The 13,099-nt window shown below is 69.2% G+C and carries 13 protein-coding genes; 5 read left to right on the top strand and 8 right to left on the bottom strand.

Annotated elements, in window-relative coordinates; translation table 11 throughout:
- Window positions 1–60: 60 nt before the first annotated feature.
- The 3 genes from HUK68_RS01525 to HUK68_RS01515 form a co-directional block, all read right to left on the bottom strand.
- Window positions 61–384: a DUF1840 domain-containing protein gene (locus tag HUK68_RS01525; RefSeq protein WP_175502610.1), complete on the bottom strand. Its 324-nt coding sequence runs from the start codon at window positions 382–384 to the stop codon at window positions 61–63.
- Window positions 345–1,655, bottom strand: coding sequence for a class I SAM-dependent methyltransferase (locus HUK68_RS01520; protein WP_175502609.1), 1,311 nt, complete (start codon window positions 1,653–1,655; stop codon window positions 345–347). The genes HUK68_RS01525 and HUK68_RS01520 overlap by 40 nt, the downstream gene beginning before the upstream one ends.
- Before the next feature lie 90 nt (window positions 1,656–1,745).
- Window positions 1,746–2,363, bottom strand: a complete 618-nt coding sequence (locus HUK68_RS01515; RefSeq protein WP_175502608.1) for a hypothetical protein — start codon at window positions 2,361–2,363, stop codon at window positions 1,746–1,748.
- 31 nt (window positions 2,364–2,394) lie between these two features.
- Between HUK68_RS01515 and HUK68_RS01510 the strand changes: the two genes are divergently transcribed.
- The gene (locus HUK68_RS01510; protein WP_244146226.1) at window positions 2,395–3,603 is read left to right on the top strand and encodes an aminopeptidase; all 1,209 of its coding nucleotides are present in this window, start codon (window positions 2,395–2,397) and stop codon (window positions 3,601–3,603) included.
- Here the strand turns inward: HUK68_RS01510 and HUK68_RS01505 are convergent.
- Entirely contained in the window at window positions 3,584–3,838 is a 255-nt protein-coding gene (locus HUK68_RS01505; protein ID WP_175502606.1) for an acyl-CoA-binding protein, read from the bottom strand. The two genes, HUK68_RS01510 and HUK68_RS01505, sit on opposite strands and share 20 nt — an antisense overlap.
- 93 nt (window positions 3,839–3,931) lie before the next feature.
- On the opposite strand from HUK68_RS01505, the gene HUK68_RS01500 reads away from it, so the two are divergent.
- A complete protein-coding gene (locus HUK68_RS01500; protein WP_175502605.1) occupies window positions 3,932–4,219 on the top strand; it encodes a polyhydroxyalkanoic acid system family protein in 288 nt (95 codons plus the stop codon).
- Here HUK68_RS01500 and HUK68_RS01495 read toward each other — a convergent pair.
- Window positions 4,216–5,427, bottom strand: coding sequence for a M20 aminoacylase family protein (locus tag HUK68_RS01495; protein WP_175502604.1), 1,212 nt, complete (start codon window positions 5,425–5,427; stop codon window positions 4,216–4,218). The genes HUK68_RS01500 and HUK68_RS01495 overlap by 4 nt on opposite strands.
- A 132-nt stretch (window positions 5,428–5,559) precedes the next feature.
- Here HUK68_RS01495 and HUK68_RS01490 point away from each other — a divergent pair, with 132 nt between their 5' ends.
- Window positions 5,560–7,635, top strand: a complete 2,076-nt coding sequence (locus tag HUK68_RS01490) for a molybdopterin-containing oxidoreductase family protein (RefSeq protein ID WP_175502603.1) — start codon at window positions 5,560–5,562, stop codon at window positions 7,633–7,635.
- Window positions 7,636–7,641: 6 nt separating this feature from the next.
- On the opposite strand, the gene HUK68_RS01485 is transcribed toward HUK68_RS01490, so the two are convergent.
- The 3 genes from HUK68_RS01485 to HUK68_RS01475 all read right to left on the bottom strand — a co-directional run bounded on the left by HUK68_RS01485 (window position 7,642) and on the right by HUK68_RS01475 (window position 10,977).
- Window positions 7,642–8,814, bottom strand: coding sequence for an iron-containing alcohol dehydrogenase (locus HUK68_RS01485; protein WP_175502602.1), 1,173 nt, complete (start codon window positions 8,812–8,814; stop codon window positions 7,642–7,644).
- Between the two features lie 81 nt (window positions 8,815–8,895).
- Window positions 8,896–9,858: a Bug family tripartite tricarboxylate transporter substrate binding protein gene (locus HUK68_RS01480; protein WP_175502601.1), complete on the bottom strand. Its 963-nt coding sequence runs from the start codon at window positions 9,856–9,858 to the stop codon at window positions 8,896–8,898.
- A gap of 102 nt (window positions 9,859–9,960) precedes the next feature.
- Window positions 9,961–10,977, bottom strand: a complete 1,017-nt coding sequence (locus tag HUK68_RS01475; RefSeq protein ID WP_175502600.1) for a fumarylacetoacetate hydrolase family protein — start codon at window positions 10,975–10,977, stop codon at window positions 9,961–9,963.
- A gap of 108 nt (window positions 10,978–11,085) precedes the next feature.
- Here HUK68_RS01475 and HUK68_RS01470 point away from each other — a divergent pair, with 108 nt between their 5' ends.
- Window positions 11,086–11,868, top strand: coding sequence for an IclR family transcriptional regulator (locus tag HUK68_RS01470; RefSeq protein ID WP_175502599.1), 783 nt, complete (start codon window positions 11,086–11,088; stop codon window positions 11,866–11,868).
- A gap of 6 nt (window positions 11,869–11,874) precedes the next feature.
- Window positions 11,875–12,981, top strand: coding sequence for a DUF3108 domain-containing protein (locus HUK68_RS01465; RefSeq protein WP_175502598.1), 1,107 nt, complete (start codon window positions 11,875–11,877; stop codon window positions 12,979–12,981).
- Window positions 12,982–13,099 lie beyond the last annotated feature (118 nt).

Here is a 13,099-nt window from a genome sequence, read left to right as displayed (position 1 = left end):
TGGTGCAGGGCCGATGTCCCCTTGGCCCTGAGGCCGATGAAGGCCGTAAGCTGCGAGGCCTTACCAGGTCACATCGCGCCCTTCGGCGGCGCTGCGCTTGAGCATGTCCACGAACGGGGCCGTGCGCTGGCGCAGGCTGACGCCCTCGCCTTTAGCAGTCGCATCGCCGTGGTCCTGCTCGTCCTCGTCCTGCTGCGCCTCGGCGCGCCGGGCTTCCTCGGCGCGCACGGCTTGCTCGAGCGCGGCCAGCGCGCCCGGAATCTGTTCGGCGGTGATGATGCCCGGGCCCTCGGTGTCCTTGCCGACGATCTCCAGCAGCCGGCGCGCCGTGGCGTCCAGCATGATCAGGTCGGCGGTGGCGCGGGATTTGAACTTGTAGGGCATGCGGTTCCTTTGCGGTACATGTATTCGCGGTTGAAGGGATAGTCGGACTGGACACCGGGCAAGGGCCCGTTGCCGACCTGGCCGTCCGGCCGCGCCACCAGCATCTGGTACAGCGCGATCCAGCCGCGCTCGAAGCCCATGGCGCAGCCGGCGAGGTACAGCCGGTAGGCGCGCAGCGCGCGCGCGCCGCGCTCGTCGTCGGTCTGCTCCGCAAGGATACGCTGTGCTTCGGGCAACTGCGCCTCGAGCGCGTCGGACCAGGCCCAGAGCGTGCGTGCGTAATGTGGCCGCAGGTTCTCGGTGTCGACCATTTCCAGGCCGCCCTGCGCCAGCGCCTGCAGCACCCGGCTCACATGCACCAGCTCGCCGCCGGGAAAGATGTAGCGGCTGATGAACTCGCCCATGCCCGCGCCGACCTCGACGTTGTCGACGCCGCCGGCGGTGATGCCATGGATCAGTGCCAGCCCGCCGGGGCGCAGCAGCTGCTGCACGGCAGCCGCATAGGCCGGCAGCTGCGCCTGGCCCACATGCTCGAACATGCCCACGGAGGCAATCTTGTCGAACGGCGCCTCGGGCTGCAGCTGGCGGTAGTCGCACAGGTCGATGCGCACCCGGTCCTGCAGGCCGCGCGCCGCGATCAGCTGCGTCACATAGGCGTGCTGATTGCGCGACAGCGTGATGCCCTGGGCCTGCACGCCGTAATGCTCGGCGGCCCAGAGCAGCAGGCCACCCCAGCCCGCGCCGATGTCGAGGAAGCGCTCGCCCGGGCGCAGTTGCAGCTTGCGGCAGATATGGTCGAGCTTGGCTTCCTGCGCCTGCGCCAGGTTCATGTCCAGCGCGCGGTAATAGGCGCAGGAATAGACGCGGCGCGGATCGAGCCACAGCGCGTAGAAGTCATCGGACAGGTCGTAGTGGAATTCGATCTGCTCGGCGTCGCGCGCCAGCGTGTGCAGCGCCATCGAGCGCGTGCGCGCCATGATTTGCGACCACCAGCTCGAGGTGCCGCGCACCGGGTCGGCCTGCAGCAACGCCGAGGCCGCGCGCATGATGTCGCGCACCCGGCCCTCGAACTCCACCTGGCCTTCGACCACCGCGGCGCCCAGGGTGCCGATGTGGCCCGCGGCCAGCGCCGCCAGCGGCGCCAGCGAGCGAAAGCGCAACATCACATCGGTGGGACTCCTGCCGACACGCTGGCCCGAAGGCAGCTCCACGGCAACGGCCACCGGCAAGGGGGCCAGACGGCCCTCGAGGGTATGGATCAGATGTTTCATGGCACCGGCCATTCTTCGCTTTCACGCCGAAAGCGGCAATAGCATTGCACCCCATCCCCAAAACGGTATTGTCCGGCATGCCGGACTCTGCTAACCGCGTTTGCCGATCAGCCGCAGATAGGCCGCGCGCGTGGCCGGCGACACGGCCGCGAGCACTTGCTCGTAGCTGGTCTGGTGGCGCGCCAGCAGCCGCACCGAGGCCACCGTGAGCGACTTGCAGAACCAGTGGCAGCTGTGCTGCATCAGGAAGATCTCGGCGCTGAGCATGAACGCGCGCTGGCGCCGCTGCGCGTCATCCTGGGCCGCATACACCTGCGCCGCGGCAATGCCGCGCGCATGGATCTGCACCATCTCGCGCATGTCGAAGCTGCCCCGGGGATAGATGCGCTCGATGTAGGGCAGCGCCAGCGGCAGCGTGCTGACCCGCACCTCTTCGGCATCGACGCGCGCGAAATCGTTGGCAAAACGCTGGAACTGCTCGGCCAGGCTTTTTTCCGTGCCCTCAAGCAGGGTCCAGACCTGGGCGCGGCGCTGCGGATCGCCTTCGCCCAGCGCGCGCAGATAGCCTTCGATCAGGCTGCCCATCAGTTTCTCGATCTGCAGGCGGCCCAGGAACTCGGCCAGCAGGCGCGTGCGCCGGCGCTGGTCGTTGCGCTTGAGCACGTAAACGGCAATGGTGACAATGATTGCCAGCGTGAAAAAGTCCATCGGATCGGGGGAAAACAGCGTGAATGAAGCCATGAGTGTAGTCAGCCGCTGGCGCCAGCGGGTCCGGCGCGGCGGCCAGACCCTGGCGGCGGCCGCGATTGCGGCGCTGCTCGGGGGCTGCGCGCTGCCCGATATCGGCTATTACTGGCAGGGCGCACGCGGCCAGTTGCAGATGCTGCATGCGGCGCGGCCGGTCTCCGACTGGCTCGACCAGCCCGACCTGCCGCCGACGCTGCGCAGCCAGCTGCAGCTGGCGCGGCAGGCGCGCGATTTCGCCAGCCAGGCACTGGCGCTGCCCGACAACGCCAGCTACCGGCGCTATGCGGCGCTCAACCGCGCCGCGGCGGTGTGGAACGTCACGGCCGCGCCGCCCGATTCACTGGAACTGCACCAGTGGTGTTTTCCGGTTGCGGGCTGCGTCGGCTACCGCGGCTACTTCACGCTGGCCGATGCCCAGGCCCAGGGCCAGGCGCTGGCCGCCCAGGGCCTCGATGTGCATGTCTATCCCGTGCCCGCGTATTCGACGCTGGGCTATTTCAACTGGCTGGGGGGCGACCCGCTGCTCGATACCTTCGTGCGCTGGCCCGAGGGCGAACTCGTGGGCCTGCTGTTCCACGAGCTGTCGCACCAGCGCGTCTATCTGGCGGGAGACATGGCCTTCAACGAGTCCTACGCCACCGCTGTGGAGCAGCTCGGCACCGCGGCCTGGCTGCGGCAATCGCCCACGGCGGCGGCGGCCGCTCCCGCGTGGCAGGCCGCGCAGCAGCGGCGCGCGCAATTCCGCGCGCTCACGCACAGCACGCGCCAGGCGCTCGAGACCCTGTATGCCGAGCCGTCCGAAGCATTGCCCGGCACCAAGGCGCAGATCATGGCGGACTTCCGCGCGCGCTACCAGGCGCTGCGCGCGCAATGGCTGGCCAGCCCCGAACTCGCGGCGCGCCCCCAGGCCGCAGCGCAGTCGCTGCAGCGCCTAGACCGGTGGGTGGCCGAGGCGAACAATGCGTCGTTTGGTGCGCTCTCGGCCTATGACACCTGGGTGGTGGCGTTTGCCGCGCTGTTTGCGCAGCAGGCCGGCCAGGCCGATGCCTGGGCCGCGTTCCACCAGGCGGTGGAAAAGCTCTCGCGCCAGCCCAGGGCCCAGCGCCTGGCGGCGCTGTGCGCGCTGATGCCCGGCCCCGCGGCGGCGCTGCCCCGGGATTGCAATGAGGACGGTGGCGCCGTCAGCTCAGGGACTCGATGAGCTCGATGTACTGCTCGCGCGCTTCATCGCTGTCCGTGCCCTTGAGCTTTTCCCAGGCGTCCCACTTGGCGCGGCCCACCATGTCGCTGAAGCTGGGCTTCTTCTCTTCGTTGTCGCCCTGCGTGGCCTGCTTGAACAGCGCGTAGATGCGCAGCAGCGTGGCGTTGTCGGGACGCTCGCTCAGGTTCTTCGAGTGGGCGACGGCGGCTTCGAAAGCAGCGTTCAGTTCGGACATGCAGCTTGCTCCTTAAAATCGATGGGTGCGACAGACCCAGTGTAGTCATCGCAGCGCCATCCCGTTCCTGCCACTTCACCCGGACTAACCCCCTTGCCTGACATCCAGATTTCCCGCAACCACTCCCTGGGCCTTGCCGCCGCGCGCGCGCACGCCAAACGCTGGGGCGAAAAGGCCGCCGAGAAATTCGGCGTGCAATGCGAATACGACGCCGGCGAAACCCAGGACCTGCTGCGCTTCAGCGGCAACGGCGTCGACGGCCAGCTGCGCGTGACCGCCAGCGCGCTTGAACTCGTGGCCGAGCTGGGCTTCCTGGCCGCGATGTTCAAGGACAGCATCGAGGCCAAGATCAATGCGCAGTTCGATGCGCTGCTGGCCTAACGGGTTGGATTGGACAGCCATTCTCTCGCCAGTTCCACCCAGAAAGTGGCGCCGAGCGGAATCAGCCGGTCATTGAAGTCATAGCTCGGGTTGTGCAGCAGGCACGGCCCGCCGCCATGGCCGATGGCGCGGTGCGCGCCCGCGTCTTCGCCGTTGCCGATGAAGCAATAGGCGCCGGGCTTGTCTTCGAGCATGTACGCGAAGTCCTCGGCGGTCATGGTCGGCTCCTGATCCAGCACCTGCCCGGCGCCGACGATGCGCTGCATGACGGCACGCGCCAGCGCCGCCTCGGGCGCGGCGTTGATGGTCGGCGGGTAGTCGCGCACGAAGGCGAATTCCGACTGCATGCCCTGCGCCGTGCAGATGCCTTCGACCAGCTGCCGCATGCGCTGCTCGATCATGTCGAGCACGGCCACCGAGAAGGTGCGCACCGTGCCTTCGAGCTGCACGCTGTCGGGCACGACATTGCTGGCCTCGCCGCCATGCACCATGGTCACCGAGATCACGCCCGCGTCGACGGGCTTGAGATTGCGGCTGACGATGGTCTGCAGCGCCAGGATGATCTGCGCCGCGACCGGCACCGGATCGAGCACCAGGTGCGGCATGGCCGCGTGTCCGCCCTTGCCGCGCACCGTGATGCTGAATTCATTGCTCGACGCCATGACCGGCCCCGGGCTCACCGCCATGCAGCCCTCGGCCATGCCGGGCCAGTTGTGCATGCCAAACACGGCCTGCATGGGAAATCGCGTGAACAGGCCGTCCTCGATCATCGCGCGCGCGCCGCCGCCGCCTTCCTCGGCGGGCTGGAAGATCAGGTAGACCGTGCCGTCGAAATCGCGGTGGCGCGCCAGGTGCTGCGCCGCGGCCAGCAGCATCGCGACATGGCCGTCGTGGCCGCAGCCATGCATCCTGCCCGCATGGCGGCTCGCATGGGCAAAGGTATTGCCTTCCTGCATGGGCAGCGCATCCATGTCGGCGCGCAGGCCCAGCGCGCGGCCGCAGGCGCCGGCATCGCGTCCGTGCACGATGCCCACCACCCCGGTCTTGCCCAGGCCGCGGTGCACGGGAATGCCCCATTCGGCGAGCCGCGCGGCAATCACCTCGGCGGTGCGCAGCTCCTCGAAGCTGAGTTCGGGATGGGCGTGGATATCGCGGCGCAGCGCCGCGATCGCGTCGGCCTGCGCAACAATCTCTTCAATCAAGGGCATGGGATCCTCCTGCGGGCCATTGTCACAGCAGAATTCGCGCGCCGCGGCGATTCCCGACCCGGGCAACCCCGCTTTGCGCGCGGCCGCCGGCATGCGGGACAATCAGCCGATACCGATTGCCCCACGCCTGCCATGTCTTCCCTGCCCTCCCTTTCCGGCATTGCCACCCTGGTGCGCGGCGCCTGCCCGCATGACTGCCCCGACACCTGCGCGCTGCTGACCACGGTGGTCGACGGCGTGGCCACCAAGGTCCAGGGCAACCCGGCGCATCCGCAGACCGATGGCGTGCTCTGCGCCAAGGTCAGCAAGTATCCCGAACGCACCTACCACGCCGAGCGCGTGCTGACGCCGCTCAAGCGCTGCGGCCCCAAGGGCAGCGGCCGTTTCACGCCGGTGTCGTGGGACGCGGCGCTGGACGACATCGGCGCGCGCCTGCAGGCGATCGCGCAGCGCGCGCCCGAAGCCATCCTGCCCTACAGCTATGCCGGCACCATGGGCCTGGTGCAGGGCGAGAGCATGGACCGGCGCTTCTTCCACCAGCTCGGCGCCTCGCTGCTCGACCGCACGATCTGCGCCAGCGCCGGCGGCGAGGCGCTGGTGCACACCTACGGCGGCAAGCTCGGCATGCGCGTGCAGTTCTTTGCCGAGAGCCGGCTGATCATCATCTGGGGCAGCAACAGCATCGGCAGCAACCTGCATTTCTGGCGCTATGCCCAGGCCGCGAAACGCGATGGCGCGCGCCTGATCTGCATCGACCCGCGCAAGACCGAGACCGCCGACAAGTGCCATGAACACCTGCAGCTGCGCCCCGGCACCGATGCCGCGCTGGCGCTGGCGCTGATGCACGAGCTGATCCGCAACGACTGGCTCGACCACGACTACATCGCCCGCCACACGCTGGGCTGGGAGGCGCTGCGCGAACGCGCGCTGCAATGGCCGCCCGAACGCGCGGCCGAGGTCTGCGGCCTGCCGGTGCAGCAGATCGTGGAACTGGCGCGCGAATACGGCACGACCGAGCGCGCCGCGATCCGCCTCAACTACGGCGTGCAGCGCGCGCGCGGCGGCGGCAACGCGGTGCGCGCCATTGCCTGCCTGCCCGCGCTCACGGGCGCCTGGCGCCATCGCGCGGGCGGCCTGCTGCTGTCGTCATCGGCAGCGCTGCCCGCGCGCCGCGCGGCGCTGCAAAAGCCCGAGCTGCTGGGCGCGCGCCGCCCGCGCACCATCAACATGAGCACCATCGGCAACGCGCTGCTCGAGCCCGGCGGCGGCGCGTTCGGGCCGCGCATCGAGGCGCTGGTGGTCTACAACAGCAACCCGGTGGCGGTGGCGCCCGAGTCGGCGAAGGTGGTGCAGGGCTTTGCGCGCGAGGACCTGTTCACGGTGGTGATCGAGCATTTCATGACCGATACCGCCGACCACGCCGACTATGTGCTGCCGGCCACGACCCAGCTCGAGCACTGGGACATCCATGGCAGCTATGGCCATACCGACGTGCTGCTCAACCGCCCGGCCGTGGCGCCATGGGGCGAAGCCAGAAGCAATGCGCAGATCTTCCGCGAACTCGCGGCGCGCATGGCGGTGCATGACGCCGCGTTTGCCGCGCCCTGGTTTGCCGACAGCGACGAGGACCTGTGCCGCCAGGCGCTCGATCCCGCGCAGGTCGATTTCCAGCAATTGCTGGACACCGGCTTTGCGCATCTGCGCTTGCCCGATGCGCCGTTTGCCGAGGGTGGCTTTGCCACGCCCTCGGGCAAGTGCGAGTTCCACAGCGCGCGCCTCGAAGCGCAGGGCATCAATCCGTTGCCCGACTACCTGCCGAACCACGAGCTGCCCGATCCGCAGGGCCCCTACCCGCTGGCGATGATCTCGCCGCCCGCGCGCAACTTCCTCAACAGCACCTTCGTCAACGTGCAGAAGCTGCGCAACGCCGAAGGCCGGCCGCTGCTCGAGATGCACCCCGACGATGCCGCCGCGCGCGGCATCGAGGACGGCGCGCTGGTGCGCGTATTCAACGCGCGCGGCGAGCACCTGTGCCACGCGAGCCTCAACGGCCGCACGCGCGCCGGGCTGGTCGTGGGCCTGGGCATCTGGTGGCGCAAGGACGGCGCCAATGGCACCAACGTCAACGAGCTCACGCACCAGCATCTCACCGACCTGGGCCGCGCGCCGAGCTTCTATGACTGCACGGTGGAAGTCGCCGCCGCCTGAACCGGCTCAGATCGCAAGACCCAGGATCTCGCGCGCCTTGGCGGCGTCGATGTCGCGGTGCTCCGACAGCGCCACCATGCCGTGCTTTTGCAGCTGCGTCACGACCGCATCGGCGGCGTCGGCGCCGAGGTCGTAGGCCGACAGGCGCGTGGGCACGCCCAGGCCCTCGAAGAAGTTGCGCGTCTGCGTGATCGCGGCGTTGATGCGGCCCTCTTCCGAGCCTTCGGTGATGCCCCAGACGCGCTCGGCGTACTGCAGCAGCTTGGCGTGCTTTTGCTCGCGGCGCGCGTCCATCATCGCCGGCAGCACCACGGCCAGCGTGCGCGCATGGTCGATGCCGTACAGCGCCGTGAGCTCATGGCCGATCATGTGCGTGGACCAGTCCTGGGGCACGCCCGCGCCGATCAGGCCGTTGAGCGCCAGCGTCGCGCTCCAGACCAGGTTGGCGCGGTCGGCATAGTCGGGCGTATCGCTGGCCACCACGCGCGGGCCGATCTCGATCAGCGTCTGCAGCAGGCCTTCGGCAAAGCGGTCCTGCACGCGCGCGTCCACCGGGTAGGTCAGGTACTGCTCCATGGTGTGCACGAACGCATCGACCACGCCGTTGGCCAGCTGGCGCGCGGGCAGGGTATAGGTTTTCGTGGGGTCGAGCAGCGCGAACTGCGGGAACAGCAGGCGGCTGGAGAACGGCAGCTTGGCGCCCTCGGCGGCATGCGTCAGCACGCCGCCGTTGTTCATTTCCGAGCCCGTGGCCGGCAGCGTCAGCACCACGCCCAGCGGCGCGGCCTGGGCCACGCCGCGCCCGCCCTTGCGCACCAGCTCCCAGGCGGCGGCGGGGTCGGCGCCGGGCAGGCGCACGGCCGCGGCAATGAACTTGACGGCATCGATCACCGAGCCGCCGCCCACGGCCAGCAGGAAGTCGAAACCGCCGTCCTGGAACTGCGCGACCGCGCGCATCGCGGTCTCCAGCGTGGGATTGGGCTCGATGCCCGAGAACGTCGCATGCCGGCGCGTGCCCAGCGCGGCGCGCACTTCGGCCAGCGTGCCGTTTTTCTCGGCGCTGCTGCCGCCGACGACGATCAGCACCTGCGCGGCCTCGGGCAGCAGCTTGCCCAGCTTGGCGATGACGCCCTCGCCGAAAACAATGCGCGTGGGGTTGCTGAAGTCGAAATTTAGCATCGTGGCTCTCCTTGGAATGGGACTGCGGGGCCTGGCCCCGATCAGTCACCATTTTGCAGGAGCGCGCGCTCAGAGCGACGCTCAGTCGAGCTTGATGCCGGCCTGTTGAATGATCTCGCCCCAGCGCCGGGCTTCGGCGCGCGCCATCGCGCGGAACTGCTCGGGCGTGCCGGGCAGCGCTTCCATGCCGAAATCCTGCATGCGCTTGACGACGGCCGGGCTGGCCAGCGCCTTGTTGAGTTCCGCGTTCAGGCGCTGCACGAGAGGCGCGGGCAGGCTCTTCGGCGCCAGCACGCCCTGGAAGGCAAACACCTCGGTATTGGGCACGCCGGCCTCGGCCAGCGTGGGCAGCTGCGGCAGGCTCGCAATGCGCTGCGCCGAGCCGATCGCGAGCGCGCGCAGCTTGCCCGACTGGATGATGGGCAGGCCCGCGGCCAGATCGATGAACATGCACGGCACCTGGCCGCCCATCACGTCGGCGACGGCCGGGGCCGCGCCGCGGTAGGGAATGTGCGTGAGGAAAGTGCGCGTGCGCACCTTGAACATCTCCATCGCCAGGTGGTGCGGCGAGCCATTGCCGGGCGAGGCATAGTTGACCTTGCCGGGGTTGGCGCGCGCATAGGCCAGGAATTCCTGCAGCGTCTTGGCCGGGAAATCCGGGTGCACCACCAGCGCCAGCGGAAAGCGGCTGATGCCGCCGACATAGCTGAAGTCCTTTTCCGGGCTGAACGGCAGCTTGCTGAACAGGTGCTCGTTGTAGGCCAGCAGGGCGTTGTCGGCCGACATGATGGTATAGCCGTCGGGCCGGGCCGTGGCCACCTGCTGCGCGCCGATGTTGGTCGAGGCACCAGGCTTGTTCTCGATCACGATGCTCTGGCCCAGCGCCGGGCGCATGGCCTCGGCGACGGTGCGCGCCAGCACGTCGGTGCCGCCGCCGGGCGGATAGGGCACGACCCAGCGGATGGGCTGTTCGGGCCAGTTCTGCGCCTGCGCCAGCGGCGCGGCGGCCGCTGCGAGCGCGGCCAGGAAATGTCTGCGGTCCATGGTTCTTGTCTCCGGGGTAATGACCCGGCCGCGCCTATTCGGGCCGGGAAAGGGTTCGCGCCGGCCGGCACTCTGCGGTGCCGGTCCTGCGCGCCCGCGGTGTCACTCGGCGGTGCCGGGCGCCACGATGGTCTGGTCGATCGCGCCGAAGATGCTCTGGCCGTCGCGGTCCTTCATCTCGATGCGGATGGTGTCGCCGAACTTCATGAAATCGGTCACGGGCTGGCCGGTCTGGATGGTCTCGATGCAGCGTTTCTCGGCAATGCAGCTATAGCCCTTGGGCCACTGCATGGCGCTGCCCTCGCCCACGCCCTTGTTGCTCACGGTGCCGCTGCCGACGATGCTGCCGGCGCGCACGTTGCGCGTCTTGCAGATGTGGGCGATCAGCTCGCCGAAGTGGAAGGTCATCTCGGGGCCGGCATCGCACATGCCGACCTTGCGGCCGTTCCAGATCGACTGCAGCGTGAGATGCAGCCGGCCCGCATCCCAGGCGTTGCCCAGCTCGTCAAGCGTCACCGCCACCGGGCTGAAGGCCGTGGCCGGCTTGCTCTGGAAGAAGCCGAAGCCCTTGGCCAGCTCGGCCGGGATCAGGTTGCGCAGCGACACGTCGTTGGCCAGCATCACCAGGCGGATGCCCTGCAGCGCCTGCGCGGGCGTGCTGCCCATGGGCACATCGCCCGTGACCACGGCGATCTCGGCCTCGAAGTCGATGCCCATGGCTTCGCTGGGCACGACCACGTCATCGCAGGGGCCGATGAAATCGTCGGCGCCGCCCTGGTACATCAGCGGGTCGGTGTAGAACGTGGCCGGCACCTCGGAGTTGCGCGCCTTGCGCACCAGCTCCACATGGTTCAGATAGGCCGAACCGTCGGCCCACTGGTAGGCGCGCGGCAGCGGCGCCATGCACTGCTCGGGATTGAACGCAAACGCATGTGGCGCCTTGCCCGCGTTGAGCTGCTGGTACAGGTCCTGCAGCTGCGGCGCCATGAAGGTCCAGTCGTCCAGCACCTGCTGCATGCGGCTGGCAATGCCGGTCGCATAATGGGCCTGGCTCAGATCGCGGGACACAACCACCAGTTGGCCGTCGCGCGAGCCGTCTTTGTAAGTAGCGAGTTTCATGGGACTGGAACTTGGATGACAGGGACAAAAGCTGCCGGCAAGGGCAGCCATGGAATTACGATAGGGTAAATCAGTTTACCTAAACAAAACGAGTGGATTTTAGTGCACATGGAAAAGGAACGCGCAGGCATACAGTCGGTCGAGGTTGGTTTCGCATTGCTCGACGGCCTGGCGCAGGCGCGCGCGCCGCTGATGCTCAAGGAAGCCGCGGCCGCCGCCGGCATGAGCGCGGCCAAGGCGCACCGCTATCTGGTGAGCTTCCAGCGCCTGGGCCTGGTCACGCAGGATCCGCGCACTTCGCGCTATGACCTGGGCCCCGCCAGCCTCAAGCTGGGCCTGGCGGCGCTGACGCGGCTCGACCCGGTGCGGCTCGCGCGCGAGCGCATGCCGGCGCTGCTCGAGGCGCTGCAGCACACCGTGGCACTGGCCGTCTGGGGCAACCACGGCCCGACGGTGGTGCATTGGGAGGAATCGGCGCAGTCGGTCACGGCCAACCTGCGCCTGGGCGATGTGATGCCGCTGCTGTCCTCGGCCACGGGCCGCTGCTTTGCCGCCTACCTGCCCGCGGAATTGACGCAGGGCATGCTGAACGCCGAGATGCAGCGTGCGCAGCAGACCGGCCGCACCGACCTGCCGCTGAATCAAAAGGACTTGCGCGCCCTGCTGGCCGAAGTGCGCGCCCATGGCACGGCGCGCGTGGTCGACACGCTGCTGCCGGGCATCGTCGCGTTCTGCACGCCGGTGTTCGACTCCTCGGGCCATCTGGTGATGGGCATCACGACGCTGGGGTCGATCGCGACCTTCGATCCGGCCTATGGCGGCGCCATCGACACCGCCCTGCGCGCCACGGCGCGGCAGCTGTCGGCCGATCTGGGCCACAGTCCCGACTGAAGCGCCATGCAAAAGCGCGTGCTGCTGCCCCTGACCGCCGGCGTGCTGGCCGCGCATGGCTGGCTGCTGTGGCAGTTGCCCGCATGGACCGGCGCCGCCGCGGCCGCCGCGCCGGTCGAGGCGGCCGCGCCGGCGTTCATGACGCGCAGCATTGCGCCGCCCGCGCCAGTGGCTGCGGCGCCTGCGCCTGCACCTGCGGCCACACCGGTCCCCGCGCCGCAGCCCAAACCCAAACCCAAACCCAAGCCCAAGCCGAAGCCAGTGGCCGCGCCCGCGCCGCTCGCGCCGGCTGCTGCGCCGGCCGAAGAAGAAGTGCCCGCGGCAGCGCAGGAAAGCCGCGCCGAAGCGGCTCCGGGCGAACCCGCGGTGCCGGAGCCGCCCGCGGTGCAAGCACCCGCCGCCGAGCCGGTCGAGGTGGCGGCAGCTGAAGCACCCCCCTCCGATGCGGCCGCGGCGGCCGAAGTCCCCGCCAGCGTGCAACTGCCCCCGCCCGCGCGGCTGTCCTTCGATGTCTCGGGCCAGGCCAAGCGCTTCAACTACCACGCCAGCGCCGAGCTGCTGTGGCAGCACGACGGCCGGCATTACGCGCTGCGCCAGCAGATCAAGGCCTTCCTGATCGGCACGCGCGCGCAGACCAGCAGCGGACAGGTCACGGCCGCCGGCCTGGTGCCGCAGCGCTTCACCGACCTGGGCCGCAGCGAAAAATCCGCCGAACTCGACTTTGCTGCGGGACAGGCGCGCTTCACGCCCGCCGCGGCACCCGCCGCCATCGGCCCGGGCGCGCAGGACCGGCTCAGCGTGTTCTTCCAGCTCGCGGCACTGGTGGCCGCGGCGCCCGAACGCTATCCGCCCGGCAGCCAGATCGGCTTCACCACCGTCGGCAGCAACGATGCCGAACGCTGGACCTTTCGCGTGCATGACAGCGAGACCCTGGAGCTGCCCGTGGGCGCAGTGCCGGCGCTGCGCATCGAGCGCCTGCCGCGCCATGCCGGCGACCAGCAGGGCACGCTGTGGCTCGCGCCGGGCCTGGGCTATCTGCCGGCCCGCATCCGGCTGACGCAGGCGAACGGCGACTTTGCCGACCTGCGCCTACAAGCCCATGCGGCGCCTTAGTACTGCCAGGCAGCGCAGGCGCAAGCGATCCGTGGAATACTGGGCTCAAGCGCCTGATGCCTGCGGCTCCGCGGGCAGCGCTTGAAGTCTGCCATTGCGTCGCCATATGCTGCACAAC

It is taken from the genome of Comamonas antarctica, from assembly GCF_013363755.1.
In the GTDB taxonomy this organism is placed as follows: Bacteria; Pseudomonadota; Gammaproteobacteria; order Burkholderiales; family Burkholderiaceae_C; genus Comamonas; species Comamonas antarctica.
The sequence above is the reverse complement of the archived record's forward strand: the minus strand, read 5'-3'. Positions and strand labels throughout refer to the sequence as shown.

Coding starts and splice junctions, on each gene's coding strand:
- HUK68_RS01525 (WP_175502610.1), bottom strand. CDS start 384: ATGCCCTACAAGTTCAAATCCCGCGCCACCGCCGACCTGATCATGCTG.
- HUK68_RS01520 (WP_175502609.1), bottom strand. CDS start 1,655: ATGAAACATCTGATCCATACCCTCGAGGGCCGTCTGGCCCCCTTGCCG.
- HUK68_RS01515 (WP_175502608.1), bottom strand. CDS start 2,363: ATGGACTTTTTCACGCTGGCAATCATTGTCACCATTGCCGTTTACGTG.
- HUK68_RS01510 (WP_244146226.1), top strand. CDS start 2,395: ATGAGTGTAGTCAGCCGCTGGCGCCAGCGGGTCCGGCGCGGCGGCCAG.
- HUK68_RS01505 (WP_175502606.1), bottom strand. CDS start 3,838: ATGTCCGAACTGAACGCTGCTTTCGAAGCCGCCGTCGCCCACTCGAAG.
- HUK68_RS01495 (WP_175502604.1), bottom strand. CDS start 5,427: ATGCCCTTGATTGAAGAGATTGTTGCGCAGGCCGACGCGATCGCGGCG.
- HUK68_RS01490 (WP_175502603.1), top strand. CDS start 5,560: ATGTCTTCCCTGCCCTCCCTTTCCGGCATTGCCACCCTGGTGCGCGGC.
- HUK68_RS01485 (WP_175502602.1), bottom strand. CDS start 8,814: ATGCTAAATTTCGACTTCAGCAACCCCACGCGCATTGTTTTCGGCGAG.
- HUK68_RS01480 (WP_175502601.1), bottom strand. CDS start 9,858: ATGGACCGCAGACATTTCCTGGCCGCGCTCGCAGCGGCCGCCGCGCCG.
- HUK68_RS01475 (WP_175502600.1), bottom strand. CDS start 10,977: ATGAAACTCGCTACTTACAAAGACGGCTCGCGCGACGGCCAACTGGTG.
- HUK68_RS01470 (WP_175502599.1), top strand. CDS start 11,086: ATGGAAAAGGAACGCGCAGGCATACAGTCGGTCGAGGTTGGTTTCGCA.
- HUK68_RS01465 (WP_175502598.1), top strand. CDS start 11,875: ATGCAAAAGCGCGTGCTGCTGCCCCTGACCGCCGGCGTGCTGGCCGCG.